The organism is Exiguobacterium aestuarii (genome assembly GCF_020171655.1).
GTDB lineage: Bacteria > Bacillota > Bacilli > Exiguobacteriales > Exiguobacteriaceae > Exiguobacterium > Exiguobacterium aestuarii_A.
This window is the reverse complement of the sequence record NZ_JAIVAC010000002.1, coordinates 33,671-59,097: the sequence shown is the minus strand read 5'-3', so window position 1 is coordinate 59,097 and position 25,427 is coordinate 33,671. Positions and strand designations below refer to the sequence as shown.

General features: G+C 48.1%; 23 protein-coding genes, 1 riboswitch and 1 other annotated feature. Of the genes, 10 read left to right on the top strand and 13 right to left on the bottom strand.

All coding sequences use genetic code 11. The features are described 5' to 3' along the window. Positions 1-210: 210 nt before the first annotated feature. Together LCM29_RS11260 and LCM29_RS11255 are read right to left on the bottom strand one after the other, a co-directional pair. Complete coding sequence (locus LCM29_RS11260; RefSeq protein WP_224862899.1) at positions 211-1,143, bottom strand: SDR family oxidoreductase; 933 nt, start codon at positions 1,141-1,143, stop codon at positions 211-213. Continuing rightward, positions 1,140-3,314 carry an ATP-binding protein gene (locus LCM29_RS11255; protein WP_224862897.1) on the bottom strand — a complete coding sequence of 725 codons (2,175 nt, stop codon included), beginning with the start codon at positions 3,312-3,314 and terminating at the stop codon, positions 1,140-1,142. Before LCM29_RS11255 ends, LCM29_RS11260 begins: the two co-directional genes overlap by 4 nt. 126 nt (positions 3,315-3,440) lie before the next feature. Between LCM29_RS11255 and LCM29_RS11250 the strand changes: the two genes are divergently transcribed. Together LCM29_RS11250 and LCM29_RS11245 are read left to right on the top strand one after the other, a co-directional pair. Beyond that, on the top strand, positions 3,441-3,935 hold the full coding sequence (locus LCM29_RS11250; protein ID WP_224862895.1) for a restriction endonuclease: 495 nt from the start codon (positions 3,441-3,443) through the stop codon (positions 3,933-3,935). Between the two features lie 218 nt (positions 3,936-4,153). Next, positions 4,154-4,636, top strand: coding sequence for a hypothetical protein (locus LCM29_RS11245; protein ID WP_015880506.1), 483 nt, complete (start codon positions 4,154-4,156; stop codon positions 4,634-4,636). A gap of 56 nt (positions 4,637-4,692) precedes the next feature. On the opposite strand, the gene LCM29_RS11240 is transcribed toward LCM29_RS11245, so the two are convergent. Further along, on the bottom strand, positions 4,693-5,316 hold the full coding sequence (locus LCM29_RS11240; RefSeq protein WP_214747004.1) for a DUF1836 domain-containing protein: 624 nt from the start codon (positions 5,314-5,316) through the stop codon (positions 4,693-4,695). Between the two features lie 151 nt (positions 5,317-5,467). On the opposite strand from LCM29_RS11240, the gene LCM29_RS11235 reads away from it, so the two are divergent. Beyond that, on the top strand, positions 5,468-6,118 hold the full coding sequence (locus LCM29_RS11235; RefSeq protein ID WP_224862893.1) for a diacylglycerol/polyprenol kinase family protein: 651 nt from the start codon (positions 5,468-5,470) through the stop codon (positions 6,116-6,118). A 152-nt stretch (positions 6,119-6,270) separates the two neighbouring features. Next, positions 6,271-7,191 carry a UDP-N-acetylmuramate dehydrogenase gene (gene murB / locus LCM29_RS11230; RefSeq protein WP_214747007.1) on the top strand — a complete coding sequence of 307 codons (921 nt, stop codon included), beginning with the start codon at positions 6,271-6,273 and terminating at the stop codon, positions 7,189-7,191. A gap of 87 nt (positions 7,192-7,278) precedes the next feature. Here the strand turns inward: murB and ald are convergent, their stop codons facing one another. From ald to LCM29_RS11210, 4 genes are all read right to left on the bottom strand, one after another. Continuing rightward, a complete protein-coding gene (gene ald / locus LCM29_RS11225; protein WP_224862891.1) occupies positions 7,279-8,409 on the bottom strand; it encodes an alanine dehydrogenase in 1,131 nt (376 codons plus the stop codon). 132 nt (positions 8,410-8,541) lie between these two features. Next, entirely contained in the window at positions 8,542-9,765 is a 1,224-nt protein-coding gene (locus LCM29_RS11220; RefSeq protein ID WP_224862889.1) for a PucR family transcriptional regulator, read from the bottom strand. Positions 9,766-9,856: 91 nt separating this feature from the next. Next, positions 9,857-10,282, bottom strand: a complete 426-nt coding sequence (locus LCM29_RS11215) for a divergent PAP2 family protein (protein ID WP_214695945.1) — start codon at positions 10,280-10,282, stop codon at positions 9,857-9,859. Between the two features lie 118 nt (positions 10,283-10,400). Beyond that, positions 10,401-11,342 carry a rhodanese-related sulfurtransferase gene (locus LCM29_RS11210; RefSeq protein WP_214695947.1) on the bottom strand — a complete coding sequence of 314 codons (942 nt, stop codon included), beginning with the start codon at positions 11,340-11,342 and terminating at the stop codon, positions 10,401-10,403. Between the two features lie 228 nt (positions 11,343-11,570). Between LCM29_RS11210 and LCM29_RS11205 the strand changes: the two genes are divergently transcribed. Then, complete coding sequence (locus tag LCM29_RS11205) at positions 11,571-12,215, top strand: TVP38/TMEM64 family protein (RefSeq protein WP_224862887.1); 645 nt, start codon at positions 11,571-11,573, stop codon at positions 12,213-12,215. An 18-nt stretch (positions 12,216-12,233) separates the two neighbouring features. Here LCM29_RS11205 and LCM29_RS11200 read toward each other — a convergent pair whose 3' ends face one another. Beyond that, positions 12,234-13,517 (bottom strand): Na+/H+ antiporter NhaC family protein, encoded by a 1,284-nt coding sequence (locus tag LCM29_RS11200; protein ID WP_214785618.1) that lies wholly within the window; start codon positions 13,515-13,517, stop codon positions 12,234-12,236. A gap of 69 nt (positions 13,518-13,586) precedes the next feature. Next, a riboswitch (SAM riboswitch) is annotated at positions 13,587-13,681 on the bottom strand. 98 nt (positions 13,682-13,779) lie between these two features. Further along, on the bottom strand, positions 13,780-15,459 hold the full coding sequence (locus LCM29_RS11195) for a GGDEF domain-containing protein (protein ID WP_224862885.1): 1,680 nt from the start codon (positions 15,457-15,459) through the stop codon (positions 13,780-13,782). Between the two features lie 154 nt (positions 15,460-15,613). Then, positions 15,614-15,825, top strand: a binding site (T-box leader). 58 nt (positions 15,826-15,883) lie between these two features. On the opposite strand from LCM29_RS11195, the gene argS reads away from it, so the two are divergent. Beyond that, positions 15,884-17,566 (top strand): arginine--tRNA ligase, encoded by a 1,683-nt coding sequence (argS, locus tag LCM29_RS11190; RefSeq protein WP_224862883.1) that lies wholly within the window; start codon positions 15,884-15,886, stop codon positions 17,564-17,566. A gap of 45 nt (positions 17,567-17,611) precedes the next feature. Here argS and LCM29_RS11185 read toward each other — a convergent pair whose 3' ends face one another. Both LCM29_RS11185 and LCM29_RS11180 read right to left on the bottom strand, forming a co-directional pair. Beyond that, positions 17,612-18,190 carry a metallophosphoesterase family protein gene (locus LCM29_RS11185; protein ID WP_224862881.1) on the bottom strand — a complete coding sequence of 193 codons (579 nt, stop codon included), beginning with the start codon at positions 18,188-18,190 and terminating at the stop codon, positions 17,612-17,614. Continuing rightward, positions 18,187-18,678, bottom strand: coding sequence for a YajQ family cyclic di-GMP-binding protein (locus LCM29_RS11180; RefSeq protein WP_224862879.1), 492 nt, complete (start codon positions 18,676-18,678; stop codon positions 18,187-18,189). The genes LCM29_RS11185 and LCM29_RS11180 overlap by 4 nt, the downstream gene beginning before the upstream one ends. A gap of 68 nt (positions 18,679-18,746) precedes the next feature. On the opposite strand from LCM29_RS11180, the gene pulA reads away from it, so the two are divergent. Next, positions 18,747-20,744, top strand: a complete 1,998-nt coding sequence (gene pulA / locus LCM29_RS11175; protein WP_224862877.1) for a type I pullulanase — start codon at positions 18,747-18,749, stop codon at positions 20,742-20,744. Between the two features lie 15 nt (positions 20,745-20,759). Here the strand turns inward: pulA and LCM29_RS11170 are convergent, their stop codons facing one another. Then, positions 20,760-20,924 (bottom strand): YycC family protein, encoded by a 165-nt coding sequence (locus tag LCM29_RS11170; RefSeq protein WP_074034904.1) that lies wholly within the window; start codon positions 20,922-20,924, stop codon positions 20,760-20,762. A gap of 130 nt (positions 20,925-21,054) precedes the next feature. On the opposite strand from LCM29_RS11170, the gene LCM29_RS11165 reads away from it, so the two are divergent. The 3 genes from LCM29_RS11165 (at position 21,055) to LCM29_RS11155 (ending at position 24,950) form a co-directional block, all read left to right on the top strand. Next, positions 21,055-21,855: a hypothetical protein gene (locus LCM29_RS11165; RefSeq protein ID WP_224862875.1), complete on the top strand. Its 801-nt coding sequence runs from the start codon at positions 21,055-21,057 to the stop codon at positions 21,853-21,855. Positions 21,856-21,945: 90 nt separating this feature from the next. Then, complete coding sequence (locus LCM29_RS11160; protein WP_224862873.1) at positions 21,946-24,069, top strand: MMPL family transporter; 2,124 nt, start codon at positions 21,946-21,948, stop codon at positions 24,067-24,069. 248 nt (positions 24,070-24,317) lie between these two features. Next, a complete protein-coding gene (locus LCM29_RS11155; protein ID WP_214747032.1) occupies positions 24,318-24,950 on the top strand; it encodes a YitT family protein in 633 nt (210 codons plus the stop codon). Positions 24,951-24,961: 11 nt separating this feature from the next. Here the strand turns inward: LCM29_RS11155 and LCM29_RS11150 are convergent, their stop codons facing one another. Continuing rightward, a complete protein-coding gene (locus tag LCM29_RS11150) occupies positions 24,962-25,417 on the bottom strand; it encodes a hypothetical protein (protein WP_214785625.1) in 456 nt (151 codons plus the stop codon). Between the last annotated feature and the right edge of the window lie 10 nt (positions 25,418-25,427).

The window sequence follows — 25,427 nt, the reverse complement described above, 5'->3', positions numbered from 1 at the left end:
TTAAGGAGTACACTCGCATTCGACTTGTTGATCCCAATCATTCAGTTCATTATAGTTGAAGCCCTGAACGCATTCAGGGCTTTTCGTGTGTCATGAAATAACGGACGACCTCCGGTAGGTAATCTTGAAGATCCGGACAGACTATTCCAGTCCCATCGAGCGCACGAATTGTTTGCGTCGTATCGAAATGGACAGGATGTTTGAAATAGTCTAGCAGTTCGTGCGGAACATCCAGTTGTGCGGCGTTTTCCAAGTCGTGAATGCGACATCTGCAACAGCATGGGGAACCGTGCCGCGAGGAGGACGGTGGAACATCGTTTCATGTAGCATCCGATACACTTCACGCGCACCATGCGGGAAAGGGTCCGTCAAATGAAAGGTCCGCTTCGACCCGACTGGCGAGTGTGCTAAGAAGGCGGTCGCTTCCACGACGTAATCATAAGGAACTAGATTCACTTCGACGTTCGCGCGCCCGATATAAGGAAGCGGTCGCATCTGTTGAAGTTGCGCCATCAATTTCAACACAAAATAGACACCGTCAAACTTCTTCGTTTCACCTGTTTGACTATGCCCAATCACAATACCAGGACGAATAATGGTGATTGGCATTGTGCCCATCTCGCGGGAGACGAGTGCTTCCGCTTCGTATTTGGTCGCTTCATAATGATTTTTAAATCGAGCCCGATGCCAGAGTTCGTTCTCATAGACGGTCCCTTGCCTGCGACCGGCAATGTAGGCCGTACTGAAATAGACGTACCGCTTTAACTGTTTCGACCGTTTAGCGAACGCCGTGACGTGTTTCGTACCGAGGATATTGATTCGATACCCGAGGTCATACGGAATGCTCAAATCGTAAGCGGCAGCCAGATGAAAGACGTAATGCACGTCGCGCTCGATGACAGAGCGCATAATCGGATCGAGAATCACTTCCGGTAACGTGATGTCCGCCTCCACTAAGACGAGCTGACGAGGCTCAAGGGATGTCGTAGACAGCAACGTATCTCGTAGTTCTTCCGCTTCACGCTGTTGGTTAGGGAGATGAAGCGCATAGATTGTTCCGATTTGATGAGGCAACGACGCAAGATGTTCGATTAACTTTCCAGCTAAAAATCCAGGGAATCCGGTAAAGGCATAATCGTTCATGATAGTTCCTCCGCTAAGTCTAGTGTGAATGTAAACGTCGATCCTTTTCCGACAGTCGATTCCACTTCGATGCTGCCGCCATGGGATTCGATGATTTCTTTACAGATGGACAAGCCAAGGCCGGTCCCACCAATTTTACGTGTATCGGAGTTATCGACCCGATAAAACTTTGTAAAAAGTTTCTCGAAGGCGTGTTCAGGAATACCGATTCCGAAGTCACGAATAGAGACGTGGGCCTGATTGTGGTCATGCCGGACCCGTACTTCAATTTCTTGTTCGTTCGGCGAATACTTGATGGCATTCGAAATTAAGTTAACGAGTACTTGTTCAATGCGGTCCCGGTCAGCAATCAAGCGTAGGTCTTCATCAGCGTTATCGAAATGAATGGCATGGTCATTCGTTTCACGGAAGCGCTCAACTACATCTAAGACGAGTTCATTCAACGAGAAATGATCTTGCTTGTATTCCTGATGACCACCCTCCATGCGTTGAATGTCTAAGAAGTCATTGAGTAACGCCGTTAACCGTGACGCTTCCCGTGACATCGTCTTCAAGAAACGTTCTCGCTTATCAGGCGTCAAATCGCGAGCGAGCATCAACTCGATGTAACCAGATAATGAAGAAAGGGGTGTCCGCAGTTCATGCGAGACCGTACTCACTAGCTCATTTTTAATCTGGTCCATCCGCTCCTCTTCCGTCCGGTTACGGAATACGAATAAGAAGCCGCTGTCCATTCCGATTTGTCGTTTCGTATCCATTGTCGTGCCGTACATCTCGTAATATTCCTCATCTCGGTCGTTCGGTTGTGGGATGGAGAAACGCATGGACACTTCCCGAGCCGTTCCGTCTAACAGTTGATCCATCTTACGTAGCATCTCGCTTCGGTCACGTGGACGGAACGTGGAGAGGAGGGGGATCCGCTCTTGTATTTTATTCGGGGCGATCCCAGGTAAGTCCATGAGGCGTCGCGCATGGACGTTCATGAACAAGACACTCCCGTTCGACTCGGTCAAGACGAATGCTTCGTTTGACGCTTGTAAAATCGATTGAATGATGTCACGTTGGCGGGCAATCGCATTTTTCTCTCGTTCGAGCATGCGTTCTATTTTTTTTCGGTCGCTAATGTCACGCATGACGGCGACTCGTAACGTTTGGCCAAGATACGTCACTTCTTTCGGGTAAACCTCCATCTCTAGAAACGTGCCGTCCGCTCGTCGTCCAATCACTTCATATGGCGTTTGGATATGATTGCGAATCCGTCTTAACACATCTGCCCGATATCCTTCGGCAATAAATTCAACCGTTTGCCGACCGACCATTTGTTCAGCTGGGATTTTGAAGATGGATTCCGCTGCTTTGTTCGCGTCAAGAATCATCCCGTCTTCGTGGAATAGGACCGCCTCGATGACAGATTCGGCAAACATGCGATAGCGTTGTTCCTTATAACGAAGTTCTCGTTTTAGTTCAATCTCAGAACTCACGTCAAATACGAAGAAAAAGAATCCGATGAGTTGCTCTTGTTCATAGACCGGGTGCATAAAGAGTTTTCCGATAAAATGTGTCCGGTCTTTACATTGAAATTTCCACTCACGGTCTCCTTTGTCGAGTGCGAGGCGTAACATTTGTTCGAACGAAAGCAACCGTTCCGTTTCATCTTGATAGGCAGAACGTTTTTCGCTCAGTTCCCTTGACTCAAACAAAGCGAATGGGGTCATTTCGTATAACACTTCATGGGGCGCGTAGCCGAACAGTTCCGTCGCACCTTGATTGAATCGAGTGATCAACATATTGGCATCCGTCATGATCATCGCCATGTCGAGCTCGGTGTGCATCATCGCTTCAAACGCATTGTGTTGAATCGTCACGCGTGTATCGAGAGGGAGTGGTTCGATGGAGAGGATATAATGATTCTCCCAAGGGATGGCATGTACGCGCATCGTCGGCAGTTCATACATCCATGGAAGTCCCTGCTCCATTCGGCGAGATAATTCCATCGTAAGCGGAGACTGGTTGACCATGTGAAAGAGGTTCGTACGAGTCTGTAGATTCTCTGGAAACTTTTCTAGGAACGGCCGGTTTGCTTGAACGATTGTTCCATCTTTTTCTATTAAAGCAACCCCGTAAGGTAATGCATGTAATAACTCACTTTGGAGATTGGTGCGATTCTCCATGAACGATCATCCCTCCTTCGTGGTGTCAGACGAGCATATCTTCTATAACATTCGACAGATCCCCCTTTCATTTCCTGCCCTCGAAACGGTAAAGTGGGAGAGAGGACGTGGAAAGGAAAGATGGGGATGATTGGATTACTTATTAGTATGGTCGGTGCCGTTAGTCTATGGTGGTTCGGAGCACCGCTTTGGAGCAGTATCTTACTACTCCTGTTTGGGATCGTGTGGTTCATCTGGAGAGCCCGGCTGTCGACAATCGACCGAATCGATCGAATGGATGGCCGAGAATTCGAACTGTTCTTAGAGGATGTGTTTACGGCGCTCGGATACACGGTCACCGTGACACCAGCCTCGCGTGACTTCGGGGCAGACTTGTTACTTGAGACACCCGATGGATGGTCGATTGCGGTACAAGCAAAACGGTATGAAAAGGTAGTCGGTCTTGAAGCGGTTCAACAAATCGCGGCTGCTGTTCCGTATTATCAGGCACATGAAGGATGGGTCGTGACGAACTCGACATTTACGGACAGTGCGTATGAATTGGCAGCGCCAAATCAAGTTCGTCTGATTGCAAGAATAGAGCTTGAAGAACTCTTAAAAGAAGCGGGATATAAGCGATAAGAATAGGCATGTTCACAAGTTCGACAGAATCCAAAATGATGTCGAAAAAAAGGGCTTGTCTTTTTCTTTAATCGATGCAATAATCATCTTCGTCATATGAAATATGTAGTAGTTGAAACGAGATAAAAACTACACAGAGAAACGATTGGGGTTTCAAGAAATGCCCGACCGTACACATACAAACAATCACGGTTGGAACGTGCTAGGAGGAAAAAGCGGTGCGCAAATTAATTTATGTAAAAGGTTGCGTCTTTACGCAAGGCGAGGCGACCATTTATGATGAGACAAATGATGCGATCGGATCTGTTCACCGCGACGCGGAAGGCAGTGTCCAAGTGCACAATTTGTCTGGACGACAGATCGCTCACGGGAAGTATATCCCGAACTGCCAAAAATGGGTCGTGATGAACCATGACGGACAGGCGATTGGTCAATTGAAAGACAAGTTCTCGTTATTCGGGAAAAAGTGTGAGTACAACGTCTATGAACGCGGACTCTTCACGATTCAATACGATGTGGAACGTCATAAGTTCAGCGTCCGTGATAAAGCAGGAAAACTTGTCGCGGAGCTACGGAAACAAGAGGACGACACGTTCTGCTTAACGAAGGAAGCAGATCAGCTATCGATGTTCGAACTCCTTTCTGTCTTAAAAACGTTAACGGTTAAATCGCGGATGCCGCTCGCTGCATCTGTCTCATAACGATGACGAGCACCGGTCCTTGACCGGTGTTTTTTGATGCAAAAAAAACCGTTCCATCAAATGAAACGGTTCAAATAGTGTTTGGCCTCGAGCTCGAGTGTCGTCACACGGTGTGCGTACAAACAGAGCTTTAAGACATGAATGATATTCGGATGTGTGTATTTCGTTTTTTCGAGAGAACGCTTGGCACGAGTATCGAGTAAATCAATCGGACTCGTCGACTTGGCGTACTCCGCATACAGGCGATAAAAATCAATCGGAGTGATGAAGTCGTCTTCGTCCCGGTCAGGGTTGTTGAAGATAAGTGCCAATAAGGAACTTGTCTCTTCAAGTGAGAAAAGGTGTTTCAAGTCATCAAGAAGGTAGATGATGGCTGCTTGATGCAAGGAATACTTTTTACCGATTCGTGGGACTCCGATGATTTTACGGACTTCACGCTTCGTCCAGTTTTGAATCGTCGTCGCCGAGAGATGTTCTCCGGTCAATGCGTTCGCAAGGGCAACGATTTGATTGATGGACAAGCCGTTCTTTTCAATATGAAACAAGTGGATTTTTCGAAGCTCTTTTGGAAAATGTTCACGCACGTCTTCAGGGAAGAGGGCGATGGCTCGCTCGATTTCTCCGACCTGCATGAAGTGAAGGCAATCTGCCAAAGTTTGAATTGAAGTTGCGTCGCGCATACGGCCACCCTTTCTATCACCAACATCGTACGTTGGCTATACAGTCATTTGACCTCATTCTACCAAATGTTTGAAAAGTAAGCTAGGATGGGCACTGATTAAGGTATAATGACGGTATTATACACATCCTATACATAGAGGTGGTCAAGCAATGAATGAATGGATTAGTTCGATTCTTTCCATCGTGATTGTCCTTGTATTTCTCGTCGGTCTCGAACAAGTTGGAAAGCGTCTTGGGTGGACAGACGAAACGATTCGAAAAAGTGTACATATCGCAGTCGGACATTGGGCGCTACTAGCGGTCTGGTTAATGGATTCCTGGTACGTCGCGGCAGTTCCGCTCATCTTCTTCACGTTTGCGAACGCGGTCTTATTATATAAAAGTCCATCACCGGTACATCAGACGGAACGAAAGTCTTTCGGAACGGTCTATTATCCAATCGCTTTACTCATCATTTTATACTTCTTCTTTGAGTCAGAACCGATTGCATTTTTAGCGGGATCACTCGTCCTCGCCTGGGGGGATGGAATGGCTGCATTGATTGGACGGAAGTATGGGACAATCATCTATGATTTGTACGGTCAAAAGCGTTCCTTCCAAGGAAGCGTCGCCATGTTCTTAAGCTCGTATGCGGTCTTATTTTTATTGTTTTTGTGGAATGATGTCGTCATGTGGCAAGTGGTAACATATGGATTTATCATTTCCATCATCGCCACACTAACTGAAGCGATTTCATACCGAGATTGGGATAACTTTACAATTCCGATTGTAGTGGCTGTAGCGACATCGCTATTGTTATAAACTAATCATGACATTGTAAGAAAAACGTTGCTTGTCACGTCCGGCAATCATTTGTATACTGTGTTTCGTACTGAAACGATTCAGTGACGTGCTCGGTACGAAGAAGATGTGACCGAGACACTTAAATAGAACGTAAAGGATTGAGTGAACGCATGAGCTTTTTACAGCAACTCCAGAGTATTATTCCGGCCGAGCGCGTCCTTCAAGACGAGCCGCTGTCGGCACACACGTATACAAAACTAGGCGGGAAAGCAGATTACTTCGTAGCCCCACACACGTACGAAGAAGTCCAAGCCGTCTTAGAACTAGCCCATCAGGAAGCAATGCCGTTCATGATCCTTGGGTTCGGTTCAAACTTGATTGTTCGCGACGGGGGAATTCGCGGAGTCGTTTTAAACTTGAATGAACTGAATACGATTCGTCGTGAAGAGAACCAACTCGTAGCGCAGGCTGGGGCAGCGATTATCGATGTCTCACGTCAAGCACTTGCGGAAGGCTTATCCGGTCTTGAGTTCGCTTGTGGTATCCCTGGAACGGTCGGTGGCGCCGTCTATATGAACGCGGGTGCATATGGGGGAGAAACGAAAGACGTTATCACGTCTGCGACAGTATTGACGTCGGACGGACAAGTACTTCATTTGTCAAAAGACGAATTAGAACTCGACTATCGCACGAGCCGTGTATCAAAAGAAGGGTTCATCGTGTTAGAAGCGACGTTCGAGCTCGAACCGAAAAACTACGAATTGATCAAAGAAGTCATGGACGATTTGACGTATAAACGTGAGTCGAAGCAACCGCTCGAATATCCTTCGTGCGGAAGTGTCTTCAAACGTCCTCCAGGCTACTTTGCCGGCAAGTTGATTCAAGACTCTGGTCTTCAGGGCAAACGAATCGGAGGAGCTGAAGTATCGCTCAAGCATGCCGGATTCATCGTCAACATCGCGGAGGCGACAGCGACAGAATACATTTCGCTGATCCGTCACGTGCAAGCGACCGTTAAAGAGAAGTTCGAAGTGGAATTAGAACCAGAAGTGAAAATCATCGGGGAAGATATCGCTGTCGAAAACGCATAATGAGAAGAAGGGACTGAGCGATTATGTTCAGTCCCTTCTTTTTTGTACGAAAAAGACGACGAGAACGGGCATCTCGTCGTCTTTCACTCACGCTTGTGTTTGTTTTGAAACTGCCTCATAGGCAGGGACGAACGGATACTCTAAATCACGAGCGACCGCTTCGTATGTGACCGTCCCGTTGACGACGTTTAAGCCTTTAAGAAGGGCATCATTTCCGAGGAGTGCCGGGAATACACCTTTTTGTGCACATTCGATAATGTATGGCATCGTTGCGTTCGTAAGCCCCATTGTCGACGTGCGTGGCACGGCACCTGGCATGTTGGCGACGGCGTAATGTTGCACACCGTAACGTTCATACGTTGGTGCATCATGCGTTGTGATATGATCGATTGTCTCACAAATTCCACCTTGGTCAATGGCGACGTCAACGATGACCGATCCTGGGGACATGCGTTGTACCATTTCTTCAGTGACAAGTTTCGGTGCTTTTGCCCCAGGAATCAAAACGGCACCGATGACGAGATCACTCTCAGCTACTTGTTTGGCGATGTTGTATTTGTTCGAGATTAACGTGTTGATTGTGTTTCCGAACAAGTCGTCGATTTGACGAAGACGAGCCGGGCTAATGTCCATCAAGGTAACACTCGCACCGAGACCAATGGCGATACGCGCTGCATTCGTTCCGACGACACCGCCTCCGATGACCGTGACGTTCGCACGAGGTACGCCTGGGAGACCTGACATGAGGATTCCTTTTCCACCGTGCGGTTTTTCGAGAATCTGTGCCCCGATTTGAGCAGCCATCCGACCTGCGACTTCACTCATCGGTGTGAGAAGCGGTAACGTCCGGTCGACTTCTACCGTCTCATACGCGATGGCAGTGATACCTGAATCGACGAGTGCTTTCGTTAATTCTGGTTCTGCCGCTAAGTGTAAATATGTGAAGAGCGTCAAATCAGGACGGAAGTATTGATATTCAGACGGTTGAGGCTCTTTTACTTTGAGCGCAAGCTCGACGCCTTCCCATACTTCTTTCGCCGTTTCAACGATTGTTGCACCGGCATCGATATATTCCATATTCGTGAAACCACTGCCGAGACCGGCATTCGTTTCGACGAAGACGTCATGTCCGAGTTCCGTTAACATAAATGCACCCATTGGTGTCAAAGCCACCCGATTTTCATTGTTTTTAATCTCTTTTAATACCCCGATTTTCATGGAACATTCCCCTTTCATTCCGTTGACACAAATTGTTCACACCCCTAGTATAGACCCATTCGAAAACGCTGTCTTTATCATGGATTCTAAAAACGAAGACGCTCACTTTGTGAAAAAACACAAAGCGAACGTCTAGTCTTCTAATCGATATTGACCGGCTTTAATCGCCAAATAAATCATGGACCGTTCTGGTAAGGAAACTTGCGTGATATTCGTCAACTCTTCGATGCGTCGAATCCGATACAAGACGGTATTTGGATGGATATGAAGGTGGGCGGCGACCCGCTTTACGTTCCCATCGAAATAAAAATACCATTCGAGCGTCTTCACGAGTTCGGTCTGATGGGATGAGTCATAGTGTTGCAACCGTTCGACGGTCGGATGGGTTTCCAGTCGAAGTCCGATGCGACGTGCCAGTTCAGGGACGAGTTGATAAATCCCGATCTGTTCGAAGGCGCGAGAAGTCGCGAGCTCAAGAGGGAACTTACGACGAAGTGTTGTGACACGTCGTGCCTCTTCCGCTGCGGCGTACAGCATGTCACTTTCGAAAAAACGCCGACTGATTCCGAGTCGTGGCTCAGATTCAGTGAACTTGTCTTGAAGCAACTGTTCGAATCGTTCCGCCCAAGCGAGCAATTCCACTTCTTCATCGGAAAGTTCGGATTTCATGTAATGCCAGACGAGTAATTGCTGTCCATCGATGGCATGTAAGACCACTTCGATCGCTTCTTGGGTCGCGAGCACATAATGCAGACGTTCAGCGAGTTGTGGGGTGATCGGTTGAGCGCATTCAATAATCGTCAATCGACTGGCGACGGCGATAGGCGCGAGTTCGTTCAATCGTTCGCGATTGGCATCAGAGAGCGTAGAGGAAGCGAGGACATCTAACAAGAAACGTTCAAGTTCCGCGCTAATGCGTCGTTCGTGCATCGCGATGGTCATGAGCAACTTCTTGGCAATGGTCGCTCCTTCTTGCAAGATGGTTAATTCTTGATTGGTAAACGGATTCGTTCGAGCCAAGCTCCAAATATAACCGAGTACTTCGTCATGTTGTTTAATCACGATGGCCGCACGTTCACCAAGCCCGACAGCGAGCCGTGCCGGAATGACGACAGGCTCATCTTGGTCGATGACTTCTCGTAAAATCCCACTTTCCCATAAATCTTCAATAACGGCTTCTGGAACACGACGACCGATGATTGTAGCGATCCTGGCCGGGTCGGTCGAATCGGGATGGGTGCTATACGCCAGTAACTGGTGGTGGCGATTTTCAATCGTAATGGGTGCTCGAATCGCTTGACCGATTGCTTCGGCGAGTGTATCGAGAGACTCATAAGATTTCTGCAAAAAAGGCATGTCGATTCCTCCTCTCTCTGAGTATAACTTCTTCTTTGTGAAACTTCACAAAAAGAATCGAGAGTGTGAGAAATGACATACCTTTAGTGGATTACATCGGGAAAAACAATCCGACAACGAGACCGAGAAGCGCCCCGACGATGACTTGGAACGGCGTGTGCCCGACAAGTTCATTCAAAAGTGGAGTCTCGTGTTTGATCCCTTTGAAATAATCGTTCAATAGTCGGGCCTGAAAACCGACTGCTTGACGGACGCCGGTCGCATCGTACATGACAATCGTGGCGAAGACGACAGCGAGGGCAAACATACTCGAGTCGATGCCTTCCATCCGTCCGATTGCCGTAGCGAGTGCGACGACCGTGGACGAGTGTGAACTCGGCATACCGCCTGAAGCGAACATGATTTCAATTTCAAAATCCCTTGTTTTAATAAGTTCGGTAACGAGCTTGGCTGCTTGGGCGATAAACCAAGCAAGAATCGCAGCGAGTAAAGGTTCGTTAAACATGCATCTATTCACTTCCTGTCTGACATAGTAACTTCACTATACCCGAAAGAGACGCTGGCTAGACGTTAAGATTTCGTCAAAAAAAGGTGTCACGGACGGCTTGTCCATGACACCTTTTGGTCGATTTTTGTTACCCGACTACTCCTTCAGTTTCCTGAAGTTTCTCTGCAATGTTGTCGATGATATAACGGTTGCGTGGGTGTTCTTGACACTCTTTCGAGCATGAACGCATTTGTTTCGGTTCACACTCTTCACAACAGAAATGTTGCACATTGCACTCCGGGTTTGCACAATTAACGTAACGAACCGTCTCGGTTCCACAGTGCATGCAGTGTGAAACAACAGTCGGGTTCACAGAGTTAACAGGGACGTTGATGCGCTCGTCAAAGACGTAAAGCTCACCATCCCAGTTTTCACCTTTCGTCGCTTCGTCTTTTCCATACATTGCGACGCCACCTTTTAAGTGGAAGATGTTGTCGTGACCTTGGTCACGCATATATGCTGTAAATTTCTCGCAACGGACGCCACCAGTACAGTACGTGAGAAGTGTTTTCCCTTCGTAGAGGTCTTTGTTCTCTTCGAGCCATTCTGGCATGTAACGTGAAGCCTCTACATCGATTTTGATCGCGTTTTTAAAGTGACCAAGTTCGTACTCGTAGTTGTTACGAACATCGAGGATGACGACATCATCACGATTCATCATCTCTTTCCATTCTGCTGGTTCGAGATAAGCACCGTGTTGTTTCGGTACATCAAACTCACCATCAAAGCGCCACGTCACGAGCTCTTTCTTGTGACGGACAAAAATTTTCTTGAACGCATGCTCTTCGACTTCATCGATTTTGAACTCGATATCGCTGAAGAGTGGGTTTGCCTTCAAGTCGTTCATGTATTGCTCAGTTTGTTCCCAAGTACCAGAGCACGTCCCGTTGATTCCTTCGGAGGAAATCAAGATGCGTCCTTTGATGCCGAGGTCTTTACAATACTTCAAATGTTCTTGCGTGAGTGTTTCTGGGTCTTCGATGTTGACGTACTTATAGTACAGCAAGACCCGCATTGGTTTTGTTTCCATGTTGTGTTGCTCCCCTGTGTTCAGTTTTTTGCAGGAAAACGAACGTTGGGTTGTGTCGTTCGACGAATAGACTTGCCTGCAACCACAAGTCCATTATTATATGATAAATATCACGACGAATTTTCGCAAATGGTTTTTAATTTTTTTTGACGAATGCAGGGAGATGCGTCTTGCAAATCGAATTCGGGTAATAGAGTAGTAGTAACGAAAGTTGAAGGTGGAACGACTATGCTCACTTCTCTCCAACAGTACATCATCCAATTAATCGAATGGCTTCAAAGTTTGCCTGGCGATCCTTGGGCCGGACTCGGCGCTCCATTTTTAGAAGCGATCTTTCCGTTTTTGCCACTCGTTTTAATCATTTCAGCGAATGCGGCAACATATGGTTTTTTGTTAGGGGTCCTTTTATCATGGATCGGGAACTTACTCGGAACGATTGTCGTCTTCGCGGCGGTCCGATATGTGTTTCGTAAACCGATGACGCGTTGGCTCGAAAAACATAAAGCGGCTGTCTATTGGTTAGAACGAATCAACCATATGAGTCCGATCTCACTCGGGTTCTTGTATTCACTCCCGTTCATCCCGGTCAGTTTGATCACTTATTTGCTGGCGCTCATTCAGATGCCGCTCCGTACGTTCATTTTGGCGGCGGGATTCGGGAAACTACTCGTCGTCGTCATTTTCTCGGTCATCGGGGATCAATGGGAAGAATTTATCCAAAGCCCGTTTCGTTTATCGATGCTCGGTCTGCTTTTGGTCGCGTTGTGGGCCATCAGTCGAGGACTAGAAGAAGTGCTCAAACGACGTGCTTTCAAAAAACGCAACGAGCAATTGAAACAAGAGATGGTCACTAAACGACAAACACCCCTTTGAATAAAGGGGTGTTTTCGCTTAAGACTGCTTTTTAAAACGCGGGAAATTGAATGCGATGGCAATCCCTCCACAAATAAAGAGGAGGAACGGATAAAACATGAACGGGACGAGGTCCGGCGAAGCGGTCTTCGTCAACTCTGCGGCGATGAGAAGTTGCGCTCCGTATGGGAGAATCCCTTGTACACCACATGAGAAGATATCGAGCACACTCGCTGATTTTTTTCGTTCGATGTCATATTCATCCGCAATGTTCGCGGCGAGTGGTCCGGCTACGAGAATGGAAATCGTATTGTTCGCCGTCGCCACGTTCGTCGCACTGACGAGACCAGCGATACTCCACTCGGCACCGGCACGTTTTTGAATCCGTGACGTCAGCGCATCACGCAAATACGTGAGTCCACCGTTGTGCGAAATGAGTCCGACGAGGCCGCCCATGAGTAACGTCAAGAACGAGATTTCGGCCATACCGACCATGCCATCGGCGATAGCGGTCACAAATGCTGTGACGGATAAGCTTCCGTCGAGAAGACCGATGATTCCGGTTAGCGTGATTCCGCCCAACAGGACGAGAATGACGTTCAGTCCCGTTAACGCCAGTCCGATGACCGCGAGATAAGGAATCAGTTTATACCATTCGAATGCGGCGACATCGACCGTCGATTCACCGTTCGACAAGACCGCGAGTAAAATCGTCGTGATGATGGCAGCTGGTAGCACGATCCAGAAGTTCGTTCGGAACTTATCGCGCATGTTCGTCCGTTGTGTCCTGACGGCAGCAATGGTCGTGTCCGAGATGAATGAGAGATTGTCTCCGAACATGGCTCCGCCGACAACTGCCGCGGCAGCGATCGCGACGTTCACACCACTCTCTTCATGGATACCGAGGGCAATCGGCGCAAGTGCCGCAATCGTTCCGGTCGATGTACCCATTGCCATTGAAATAAAAGCAGCGATGACGAATAGTCCACTTAAGAGAAGCGATGGGGGTAAGAGCGTCAACGCGGCGTTAACCGTCGCGTCGATGGCACCGATTGATTCAGCTACCGTTGAAAAGGCACCAGCCAGTAAGAAAATAAAAATCATAATGATGATTCCCGGATTTCCGGCACCTTGTGCGATGCGTTCCACGGTTTGTGTGGCGCTTCCTTTTGTCATGAACGCTGCAACCATCAATGCGATCATGGCTGCGACGAGGACTGGAAACTTATAAAAGTCCCCATAGTAGACACCCGCCCCGATGAAAAAGAGCAAGAAGACGAGTAACGGCAGAAGTGCCCACTTGTTTGCTGTTGGTTGTTCCAAAATAATCACCTCACTAAAAAATAAAAAGGACCTTTTTCTTGAGAAAAAGGTCCTTCGTGTGAAATACCCTTTTCATCTTTCGGACGTATGTCCGCTGGATTTGGCACAGGTTCCCCGCTGCCGAGACTTCATAGGGCCAGTCCCTCCGTCTCTCTCGATAAAAAGTTAAGTTATCCTATTATCAAACACGTTCCCTAACGTACCTGTTTCAAATCTAGTTGTCAACTTAAAAACTCCCCAATTCGATGTGAGAAAGGGGAGTTTACGTCGTTAAATTGTTGAAGTGCGCCACGCGGTTACGTCCTGCATATTTTCCACCAACATACAGGGCACGGTCCGCATTTCGAATCGTATCATCGAGACGCTTGTTCCCGAACGCTTCGATTGTGTCGACCCCGATGGACGCGGTGACAGAAATCTCATGGTGGTCGACATGAAACGGTTTCGCTTCGATTTGATGGCGAATCCGCTCCGTGATTTCGATCGCTTGGTTCATGTCACAATGATTGAGCAACAAAATAAATTCTTCGCCGCCATAACGTGCAGCAAAGTCATCGGGACGAAGTACCTGACGGATTCGTCGTCCGAACTCTTGTAACACATGGTCTCCGACCTGATGACCGTACGTATCGTTGATCTTTTTGAAAAAATCAATATCGAGCATAGCGACCGATATCGGATATACCGACATATCGGATATTTGTTGAATGCCATATTCATAAAATGCACGCGCATTGGCGAGAAGCGTTAAACTGTCCGTCCGACTCTCGGTATAGAGGCGGTCCCGTTCGTGACAACGGCTAATGGTCCGGTTGAACGATTTTAACAATTTGATGATCTCGTGCTGAATAATCTTCGGATAACCGTATACAGGTTCTCCTGTCATGACAATCCAGGTACGAATCTCTTCGATTTCCTCCGAACGAACAGAAACGAAGCTGTGGTAATCGTCATGGAAAGCATCGGAAAGAGAAGTATCCCATTCAAAGCGCATTTCATAGTCGAGGACTTGCTCGATTGGCTGACTCATGTCAAGCAAGGTGAAGACGATGGGGCGATCGATGGGTTGTCGCGTCTTCAAATCAAAGTAGAGGGTGCGTTCAAACAATTTAAACTCGACATACCCTTCATCATAATGATTCAGCTGTTCGCATTGACTTAAAAACACTTCGATGGCCTGCGCCTCGCTCTGTGACAAGGACACGGCCTCTTTCGCTTCATCGTATTGCTCAATCAAGGATTTAAATGCATCTTGTCGCTCTTTTTGAATAAGAAGCCGCTTGATGAAGAATGTTAACGCAGCGGCGATGCTACTGACGACGAGTAAGTTGGTCTCTCGGAAAAACGCTGCCGCTAATATGAAAATCAAACTGACGACGTACGTGTAGAAGGCGATTTTCATAAAATCGCTCAATGCGATGTCGACGCGGAACCACCATCTCACCTGATATTTTTGGAACACCGTGTTTAAGAAGATGGCAAGGAATAATCCAGCAAGCGGCACGAACGAATCTTGCGAATAAAAGTCGAGACCGGTCTCCCCACCTAGGGCGAGATAGACAGCTGCCGGTATGACGATTTCTAAGTACGCCGTAATAGCATTCCACGGATACGTGAAGCGAAAGCGACGGATGGCGACTTTCGGTTTCAAGTTGGCGAATTGAAAGACGAACAACCCGATTTGGTTGACGATGAGTGCTGTTTCAAATCCAAAGAATAAAAATAAGATTAAAACGATACTTTCAGAAAATGTGAAGTACACACCTTTGACTTCGATCGAGTCGAGTTGAAAAATGATGACAAGCAACGAAATTAAAATAAACGACAACGAATCGATTGTTGGGGCGTGTAGGATATCCAATGCAAATAATGCGATGGTGAAGATGAACAGGGCACTCCATATACTCCAACCGAGCACGGACATCTTACGAAAGTGGTTCATGTGTTCCCTCCTAGCATGGGACATTTCAAGATCTAATAGTAAAGATTCGTCACGATTTCGTGTGAGTCCTGCTTCTGTTCCATGATGCTTGAATTCTAGCATTGAGTATACACGGAATATCCTCTATAATGAAATTGCTTTTCAACCGCATAGACGAATGTCGATGAAAAAGAGAGTAACGATGGTTTAGTCAACAAAGCGACCTGGGGATTGGTGAGAGCCCAGGCTGACAAACGTCGCGAAACGCACTTTTGAGATGCTATCCGAAACGAGAGTAGGCATAGCCGGAGGGAACCGTTATCACCATAAAGCGGTCTGCGTCATGCAGGCAAGAAGAGTGGTACCGCGGGAATTCCCGTCTCTTTGCATCTATGCAAAGGGCGTTTTTTTTATGAGTTGTGATACGAAGAAGGAGGACATACAAATGAGTTATGAACGCAAGTACGCAGAAGCGTTGTCACGTGTCATCGGAGACGAGCTCACGATTGACCAGATTGAAGCATTGATTGAGAAGCCAAAACACGAGGCACATGGTGACCTCGCGTTCCCATGTTTCCAATTGGCGAAAGCTTACCGTAAAGCACCTGTCATGATCGCGACAGATATCGCGAATGACTTGAATGATGAATTGTTCACAAAAGTCGAGGCAGCGGGACCTTACGTCAACGTCTTCTTGAGCCGTGGCGTCGTGTCAAAAGAAATCATCAACACGGTGCTCGAGGAGAAGTCAGAGTACGCGACACATGCAACACGCAATGAAACGATTGTGACGGACTTCTCGTCACCAAACATTGCGAAGCCGTTCTCGATGGGTCACTTACGTTCGACGGTGATTGGGAATGCGATCAACCAAATCGCACGTAAAAACGGATATGACGTCGTTGGCGTCAACCACCTCGGTGACTGGGGCACTCAGTTTGGGAAATTGATGGTCGCCTACAAGAAGTGGGGCGATGAGGAAGCGGTACGCGCCAATCCAATCGCAGAACTTTTAAAATTATACGTCCATTTCCACGAAGAAGCGAAGACACAACCAGAACTCGAAGACGAAGGTCGTGCTTGGTTCAAAAAGCTTGAAGATGGTGATGCGGAAGCGACAGAGCTTTGGCAATGGTTCCGTGACGAGTCACTCAAGGAGTTCCAAAAAGTATACGACCTCCTCGGTGTGAAATTCGAGAGCTTCAACGGTGAGGCGTTCTACAATGATAAGATGGGACGCGTCGTCGAGATGCTCGAAGAAAAAAATCTCTTAGTCGAAAGTGAAGGCGCGATGGTCGTCTCGCTCGAAGAAGAGAATCTGCCACCATGCTTAATCAAGAAGAAAGATGGCGCGACATTGTACGCGACACGCGACTTGGCAGCAGCGATCTATCGCTACGAGACATACAACTTCGTGCAAGCGAACTATGTCGTCGGTGGTGAACAGGCGCTTCACTTCAAACAACTCTTCTCGGTTCTTCGTAAGCTCGGCTACGACTTCGTCGATGGCATGCATCACGTACCGTTCGGCTTGATCTTGCAAGAAGGGAAGAAGATGTCGACACGTAAAGGGCGCATCGTTCTTCTTGAGGAAGTGTTGAAAGAAGCAATCGAAAAAGCACAAGCAAACATCGAACAGAAGAATCCGGACCTTGCGAACGCAAAAGACGTTGCACGCATGGTTGGTGTCGGAGCGGTCGTCTTCCACGACTTGAAGAACGAACGCATCAACAACATCGAATTCGATCTCGACAGCATGCTCAAGTTTGAAGGGGAGACAGGACCTTACGTTCAATACACGAATGCCCGTGCGAACTCACTCCTCCGTAAAGGAAACTATGATGGCTCACCGTTCACTGGTGCAGATGATGACTACTCATGGGGTGTCGTCACGATGCTCAACGCGTTCCCACACGTCATCACGCGTGCACATGAACGTCGCGAACCATCAATCATCAGCCGCTACGTACTTGACCTCGCGCAAGCGTTCAACAAGTATTACGGTCATGTCCGCGTTTTAGAAGAAGATGCAGGCAAACAATCGCGTCTCGCGCTCGTGAAGGCAGTGACGCTCGTATTGACGGAAGGACTACGCTTACTCGGTGTCGAAGCTCCGGAAGAAATGTAAGACAGACGAAAGGACCTCAACGATGTTGAGGTCCTTTTCTTATGCTCACACTTTCATCCGCGTCACCGTTCGGGCTTCCGTGTCATAGAGACACCATTCCCGGTCGAAGATGACGGCACCGACGTTGATGACATATCGTTTCTTCTTCAAATGGAACGGTATCCCGATTTCCCACGGCAAGGATTTTCCTTTCCGGTAAATCCCGGGAATGTGACTATGTCCGATGAAGACGAGCGGATATTTCCCTTTTTCGACAACCGGTTCCCAATCTTCGTTCCACTTGACTTGATGTCCATGTAAAAAGCGTGCTTCGCCAAGAGTCGTCTGTTCGGGCAATAAGGAAATCCGTGTTTTCACGGGATGGTCGATGACGAGCACCTCGTCGATTCGCTCCTCCTGATTACCACGTAGACTCGGGAACGTCAGTAGCGCTTCATAGTTCGGGTCATATGTCACGACGTCTTCCACATGATGAAAGCGCTCGTGACGTCGTTTTTTCCCGATATGGCATTCATATAGGTCGCCGAGGCAGAGAATATGCTCTGTTTCCCGCCGGACATCATCGAGAACCGCCTTCAAATCATCAAACGAACCGTGTGGGTCACTGATGATCGCGAGTTTCATCGGAAGTTCGTGAATTGGGCGTCGACGGACAACTCGAGCTCACGAACGAGCTGCATGACAGCTTGAAGATCGTCACGTGATTTCCCCGTCACTCGGATTTGATCGTCTTGAATTTGCGATTTGACTTTAAGTTTTGATTCCTTGATGGCGTTGTTGATTTTCTTCGCGTCATCTTTGTCGATCCCGCTCTTCAATTTCACACGTTGGCGAACCGTGCCGCCGAGTGCGTTCTCTACTTTTTGATAGTCGAGGTTTTTTGTCGGGACGCCGCGCTTGATCAACTTCGTGATTAAGACGCCTTTCAATTGCTCGAGTTTGTAGTCGTCATCCGAGATGAGGACGAGGTCGCCGTTGTCGAGCGACATCTCACTTTTTGATCCTTTAAAGTCGTAACGGTTCAAAATTTCCTTCTCCGCGATTTGAATCGCGTTCTTCACTTCTTCAAGATTCATTTCGGACACGATATCGAAAGAATTGTCTTTTGCCATGTTTCATCCATCCTTTGTGTGGTTTTGTTATAATGATAGCAGATTTGAAGCAGTGAAGGAGTGAAGAGATGGAACGTACAATGGATCAATACACACAAGCAGACTTAGATCACGTTGCCTATCACGGGAAAGACCTTGGGGTGACGTTTAAAGGGGAACAGATTCGACTACGTGTCTGGTCTCCGGTAGCGGAACAGATGTCGGTCAAGTTATATCGCACAGCCCGTGCCCGCAAGTTTGATCGACTCGAACTCGAATCGGCTGAGAAGGGGACGTGGGTCATTGAACTCGACCGCGCTTTGTTCGAAGGTCAATTTTATGTATTTGAAGCAATGATTGATGGGAAGAAAGTGGAATCACTCGATCCTTATGCAAAAGTCGTCGGAGTGAATGGGAAGCGTGGATGTCTGCTTGACCCGGCATCCTTGAACCCGGACCATTGGATTAAAGAACGTCCGCTATTCAATTCTTCACAAGAAGCGGTCATTTACGAAGCGCACGTACGTGATTTGACGAGTCATCCGGAGAGCGGGGCCACACATCGTGGGAAGTTCTTGGGGATGACCGAGACGGGAACGACGACCACGAGCGGTTACCCGACTGGACTCGATTACATCACATCGCTCGGTATCACACATCTTCAATTGATGCCATTCTTTGACTACGGGTCGGTGAATGAGTCACGTGAAGGGGAAGATAACTATAACTGGGGATATGACCCGGTGCATTACTTTGCGGTCGAAGGGTCATACGCCTCGTCAGCAGACGATCCGGCGACACGAATCATTGAACTAAAAGCGATGATTCAAGCCCTCCACGATCGGGGCATCCGTGTCATCATGGACGTCGTCTTCAACCATACGTACGATGCGTTGACGACACCGCTCGGTCAATTCGTCCCGGATTATTACTATCGACTAAATGAGGACGGAACACTCGCAGACGGTTCGGCATGTGGGAATGACACGGCATCTGAACGCGCGATGATGCGTAAGCTCATGGTCGAGTGTGTCACATATTGGGCGAAGGAATTCATGATTGACGGATTCCGTTTCGACTTGATGGGATTACATGATGTGAAGACGATGAATCAAATTCGGAAGGCGCTTGATCGCGTCGACCCGTCCATTCTGGTCATCGGAGAAGGTTGGGATTTAGATACGCCACTCCCGGTCCGTAAAAAAGCGAATCAACACAATGCGCATAAGATGCCACGAATCGCGCAATTTAATGATGGGATTCGAGATGGTGTTCGTGGAGACGTGTTCATCGAGGACTTACCAGGTTGGGTGAGCGGCAACACAGACATGACGGCTGACGTGAAACGAGGAATCGCTGGCGGGATTACGAGCCAAAGTTTTGCCGATGAACCGAACCAGGTCGTCAACTATGTCGAATGTCACGATAACTTGACGCTTTGGGACAAGTTGTCCGTGACGAATCCGGAAGATGATGAGACGACACGCCGTCGCCGTCATCGTTTGGCGACATCCATCGTACTTCTCGGACAAGGGATTCCGTTCCTCCATAGTGGGCAAGAGTTCTTCCGGACAAAGGATGGAGACGAGAACAGCTTTAACTCAGGTGAGGTCGTCAACCGTGTCGACTGGACACGTGCAGAACAAGAAGCGCCGAGTGTGGAGTATGTGAAAGGTCTCTTGCGCCTGCGGAAACAGTATCCGCTCTTCCGACTCGAGAACACGGAACAGATTCGAAAACACTTACGCTTCTTCGATGAAGAAGAAGGCGTGATCGCATTCGAGTTGAGCCGCCACGTCGAAGGGTATGTAGAACGACATGTCGTGTATCATAACGCGTTAGAGGAAGCGGTCGAGATTAAACTTCCGTCCGGTAAGTTTGAAGTAAACGTGGAAGACCATACCGTCAATCTGACGGCGCCGCGTCAAATCGAGGACCGTCATCTGACAGTCGCGCCACTATCGACACTCGTGGTGACGGAGCGTCGTCCGGACTACAGCAAATACGCTGTTGCCGGAGGTGCCGCACTCGCTGTGCTCGGTGGTCTCTGGTACGTATCGAAAAAACGAAAACGTAAAGAACAGTAATCAAAAAAGGAGACGTTAATCCGTCTCCTTTGGTGTGTCTTCCTCTGTTTGAGATGCCTCGAGTTGCATCATTTTTTGAACGAGAATATGCTTCGGCATATGCATCAATTCTTCGAGCGGGACGTTCAACTTTTTCGCAAGCTCAACCGCGGTCTCTGGTGATAATTGTAATGGGCGCATCGGTATACTCCTTTCTGAACCATTCATCTATACCGACAGTATACAGGAAAATCGAAAATGTGTTGAACGAACACATTCAAAATCGAATTTCGCTTCGGTCGTTGCTAAGCTGAAATTAGGAAGTGATCAAATGTACAAACAAACAGCAGACTTTCAATTTCATCAAACGATCGAATGGTTAGAACGTGTCGGTGAAGGTTGGATGTTGTACTTGGCGCAAACCGGATTTTTGTTCTTTGACGAGTCGTCCCAAATTCGCTGGGAGATTGACTGGGCTTGGACACCGTGCGCCCTATATGTGGAACCGAATGCGACGCGTGCCGTGGCATGGTTCCGAGAAAAAGGACTTTACGGAGTCATTGATTTACAAAAAGGACAGATGGAGACGCATGCGATTCCACAACGTTTTAACGGTGACTGGTTTAGCAATTTGCACTATTGGCAAGGCGATGACATCTTCTTATATTCAGCCGAATCGGATGTCGTGGCTTTGAATCTCCACGATCATACGTTTCGATATAGTCGCTACGAAGAAGTTCCGCTCTTTGGGAACATCATTGAGCTGGCATATCAAGGGACGTATGATTTTGAACGATTCACACCTGAAACATGTGTGACCTTATTTGATGAAAACACGCATCACTTTTTAGTGGAGAATGTGAAAACGAATGAGAACTGGCGTATTCCGTATAAAGGGGACCGTGATACGGTCATCCTCGATCAAGTCGGCGAAACGACGGCAATCACTTCGACCGAAGCGTTCCAACTGTTTCGTCGAGAAGAAGAACTGTTTTGTTCGACTGTGTGTGCGGACAATCAATTGCTGAAGGTCATGCTGTTAGATGACCGAGGAGACCGACTCGTCGTCTTATCCGCACCACCACGATTTTGCCATAGTTGGCTTCAAGTCTTTGAACGACAAGAATCCTGAACCGAAACAGGTTCAGGAATTTTTTGTGAAGTGATGATGAATGAAGAGAGAAACGGGAAGTAGATGGTTAGACAGGGAGGAGTGACAAAGATGGAATGGTTAGGTAGACAGTTGGTTCGCTTTCGATATGGAGTACTACTCATTTGGACGATTTTACTCGCAGGGTCGGTCTATTTTGGGCTGCAGCTCCCGGGTGAGTTGAGAGGAAACGGCTTCGCGATTCAAGACGGGCGATTCCAACAAGTAGAAGATACGTTGAATGAACGGTTCGACCGTGCCGGTGCCTCGATGATCGTCTTGTTTGAAGGCGGAGAAATAGATACGGTCATGGACGAACAACAGCAACGGTTCGAGGCAATTCGGTCGATTGATGGTGTCATTACGCCGTCAGAGAATCCAGATGCTCGTTCAGGCGACGTCTCGTACTTTGTGCTTGAATTTGAAGACTATGAAGCAGCCGAATCTTCGATTGAGGCGGTTCGTGACGCCCTGATCACAGACACAGATACAGAAGTGCGGTTGACTGGGGAACCGGTATTTGCAGACGACTTGAACGAGGCATCGAAAAATGACTTGATTCGAGCAGAGTTGATCGGGATTCCGGTTGCTCTCGTCGTATTGTTACTTGTTTTCGGAACGCCGCTCGCGGCACTCATGCCGTTGCTCGTCGGACTCATCACGTTCATCGTAGCGGCAGGGTCTCTATTCTTTTTTGCGCAAAACATGGAATTATCCATATTCGTCTTGAACGCCGTGGCGATGGTTGCCATTGCGCTCGGGATTGATTTCTCATTGCTCCTCGTCAATCGGTATCGTGAAGAGTTGACGCGTGGACAATCGAGAGAAGAAGCCATCGTCCGGACGGTGGCGACGGCAGGACGCTCGATTCTCTTTTCTGGACTATGTGTCTTTGTCGGATTGGCCGGTCTACTCTTTATCCAGGTCGATGTCTTCCAGGCAGTCGCGCTCGGTGCGCTCATTGCCGTCGCGGGGGCTGTTTTGTCCGCACTGACACTCTTGCCGTCATCTCTTTACTTAGTAGGGGACGCTTTGAATAAAGGGCGGATCATCAAGTCTGACGAAACGAAGTCAGAAAAACGCTGGCAAAAGCTTGCCCGCTTCGTCATGAAGCGGCCTGTAACGATGACGCTCGTTGCGTTATTGTTACTGTTACCGAGTCTTTGGTTCGTTCGTGACTTAGAGCTGAATATTCCGGACGCAGATGCGCTCCCGACTTCGTATGAATCACGAGCGGCACTTGAACGATTTGACGATGTGTTCGGGGAAAACTCAACCGATGCGGTCATTTTGTTCGAAGCGAATGATTTGACGGACCCGATGATTTTAGAAGAACTGACAACGCTCACAGACGAGTTAAACGAAGTAGGGATTGTCGATAATGTCTCGACCTTTTTGACGACGTCCGGTTTGACGCCTGAAGCGTTCACGCAACTCGTGGAAGCGGCCCCGGAACAACTCGCTCCGCTTGAACGGCTCGTCACGCTTGATGGAAATACGGATCTTGCCCTCGTCAACGTGAGTTTCGATGTACCACCGAGTGACAAGGAAGCACAGGCATTTGTCCGCGATTGGCGAGATCAAGGATTTGAGGTCGGTGGACCGGCTGCTTTTAACGAAGAGATTTATGATGAGATTTACGACAGCATCCCATATGCAGTGATCACCGTCATTTTGGCGACGTTCTTCATCCTCATGTGGGCATTCCGATCCATCTTGATTCCAATCAAAGCCATTCTCATGAATGTACTCGGTCTCGGAGCAACGTTCGGCTTGCTCGTCATCATCTTCGAATCCGGTTATGTATATGACGCGGAGACCATCAGTATTTTGACACCGGTCTTCATCTTCTCACTCGTCTTCGGATTGTCGATGGACTATGAGGTGTTTCTCGTTTCACGAATCGAGGAATACTATCGGGAGACAGGTGACAACGACTATGCGACAGAGATGGGACTGGCGAAAACGAGTAAAATCATTACCTCGGCTGCCATCATCATGATTGTCGTGACCGGTGCGTTTGCCTTCACGGGTGTCAGCCCGATTAAACAGCTCGGTGTCGGGATCGCCCTCGCCATCTTTATTGATGCGACGATCATCCGAATCCTGCTCGTTCCATCTCTTATGAAACTGTTTGGGGATTGGAACTGGTGGTGGTTTGGTAAGAAAGATTTACCGAAACGTAACATGCACTAAAGGTAAAATTCATGAACTGAATCAAAATGTATGGTAAACTACGTACAAGATTACGCGCAATTTGAGAAAGGAAGGTCTTTATGGATACCGAGAGGACGTGGCCTCTGTTCCAACTTCCGGACTTCTAGCGTTGAATGATCACCATGACGTGTATCAATCAACAAACGGAAGATCGGAGATGGAACAGATGGAACCGCAGCTACGACTGAGGATCCTCCTCTCCGTCAAGAACGGGGAGGACAATCGGAATGAAACGAGTTGCTACCATAGTGCTCGGAACGCTGATCATGGCGTTCGGTTATTATTATTTGAATGAACAGTTTGGTTTGGCGGAAGGTGGATTCGTCGGGTTATCGCTACTCGGTCGCTATTTATTTGATATCGACCCGGCGATCTCGATGATCGTGCTCGACATCCCATTTTTTATCATTGCATTGTGGTGGAAAGGATGGCGTTTTGTCGGGCAGGCGGTACTAGCCGCTTCGTCCCTTTCGCTCAGTTATGCGATGTGGGACCGTCTCGATTTGCTCACGTTTGATATTCAAGTATGGCCAGCGACGCTATTCGCTGCCATCGCAAGTGGGATTGTGACCGGATATGGTCTCGGTCTCGTCTTGAAGTCAGGCGGAGCGACCGGTGGCGACGACTTATTCGCCCTCGGATTATCGAAATGGACAGGCGTGTCGGTCGGTACGATTTTAATTATCTTTGATGTGATCGTCCTTGGGATTTCACTCATTTATTTACCATTATCGAACGCATTGTATACGCTCGTCGCGGTGTCAATCGCCGGACGGGTCGTCACCAAGATGCTTGTCGTCGATGAGCCGAAAGCGACACCTGTCGTACCAAATTGGACACCAAAAAACGATCTCGCGTGAGATCGTTTTTTTTAGTTCATCGAAGCCGCGACGTCAAACAAATCCTGCTTCGAAAGTTGATGTCCGCGGTAGTCGATTGCGTATTCGACGCCATCTCGTTGCCAGCTGAGAATAGTGAGTTCATCGGACTCATTGAGGTAGACAGGCGAACCTTGAACGGTTTGTGCGTACCGTTCCCACTCTTCGACATGGTGCCATCCGAGTTCCGTAGTCGACCATATGCTCATAGACTCCTCTTCATTTTCATAGACGAGTTCGACCCGCCCTAGGCTGACCAGATGTGCATATTCGGTCTCAGCGACAAAAGGGAGGTGCGTAGGAGTGTGAATCTCGAATGGAACAAAAGAAGTTGTTGCGTGAATCGGTAGAGGGACTTCGCTTCGACCGATGAAGAGCAGAATGAAACTCATGCCAAGGATGCCTTTAAAAATGAATCGGCCTTTTCGGTCTTGTGGTAGTAAAGACATGATCAACGTT

Excerpts from the sequence above, each read along its gene's own strand:
- LCM29_RS11260 (WP_224862899.1), bottom strand. The coding sequence starts at position 1,143 with ATGAACGATTATGCCTTTACCGGATTCCCTGGATTTTTAGCTGGAAAG.
- LCM29_RS11255 (WP_224862897.1), bottom strand. The coding sequence starts at position 3,314 with ATGGAGAATCGCACCAATCTCCAAAGTGAGTTATTACATGCATTACCT.
- LCM29_RS11250 (WP_224862895.1), top strand. The coding sequence starts at position 3,441 with ATGATTGGATTACTTATTAGTATGGTCGGTGCCGTTAGTCTATGGTGG.
- LCM29_RS11240 (WP_214747004.1), bottom strand. The coding sequence starts at position 5,316 with ATGCGCGACGCAACTTCAATTCAAACTTTGGCAGATTGCCTTCACTTC.
- LCM29_RS11235 (WP_224862893.1), top strand. The coding sequence starts at position 5,468 with ATGAATGAATGGATTAGTTCGATTCTTTCCATCGTGATTGTCCTTGTA.
- murB (WP_214747007.1), top strand. The coding sequence starts at position 6,271 with ATGAGCTTTTTACAGCAACTCCAGAGTATTATTCCGGCCGAGCGCGTC.
- ald (WP_224862891.1), bottom strand. The coding sequence starts at position 8,409 with ATGAAAATCGGGGTATTAAAAGAGATTAAAAACAATGAAAATCGGGTG.
- LCM29_RS11220 (WP_224862889.1), bottom strand. The coding sequence starts at position 9,765 with ATGCCTTTTTTGCAGAAATCTTATGAGTCTCTCGATACACTCGCCGAA.
- LCM29_RS11210 (WP_214695947.1), bottom strand. The coding sequence starts at position 11,342 with ATGGAAACAAAACCAATGCGGGTCTTGCTGTACTATAAGTACGTCAAC.
- LCM29_RS11205 (WP_224862887.1), top strand. The coding sequence starts at position 11,571 with ATGCTCACTTCTCTCCAACAGTACATCATCCAATTAATCGAATGGCTT.
- LCM29_RS11195 (WP_224862885.1), bottom strand. The coding sequence starts at position 15,459 with ATGAACCACTTTCGTAAGATGTCCGTGCTCGGTTGGAGTATATGGAGT.
- argS (WP_224862883.1), top strand. The coding sequence starts at position 15,884 with ATGAGTTATGAACGCAAGTACGCAGAAGCGTTGTCACGTGTCATCGGA.
- LCM29_RS11185 (WP_224862881.1), bottom strand. The coding sequence starts at position 18,190 with ATGAAACTCGCGATCATCAGTGACCCACACGGTTCGTTTGATGATTTG.
- LCM29_RS11180 (WP_224862879.1), bottom strand. The coding sequence starts at position 18,678 with ATGGCAAAAGACAATTCTTTCGATATCGTGTCCGAAATGAATCTTGAA.
- pulA (WP_224862877.1), top strand. The coding sequence starts at position 18,747 with ATGGAACGTACAATGGATCAATACACACAAGCAGACTTAGATCACGTT.
- LCM29_RS11170 (WP_074034904.1), bottom strand. The coding sequence starts at position 20,924 with ATGCGCCCATTACAATTATCACCAGAGACCGCGGTTGAGCTTGCGAAA.
- LCM29_RS11165 (WP_224862875.1), top strand. The coding sequence starts at position 21,055 with ATGTACAAACAAACAGCAGACTTTCAATTTCATCAAACGATCGAATGG.
- LCM29_RS11160 (WP_224862873.1), top strand. The coding sequence starts at position 21,946 with ATGGAATGGTTAGGTAGACAGTTGGTTCGCTTTCGATATGGAGTACTA.
- LCM29_RS11155 (WP_214747032.1), top strand. The coding sequence starts at position 24,318 with ATGAAACGAGTTGCTACCATAGTGCTCGGAACGCTGATCATGGCGTTC.
- LCM29_RS11150 (WP_214785625.1), bottom strand. The coding sequence starts at position 25,417 with ATGTCTTTACTACCACAAGACCGAAAAGGCCGATTCATTTTTAAAGGC.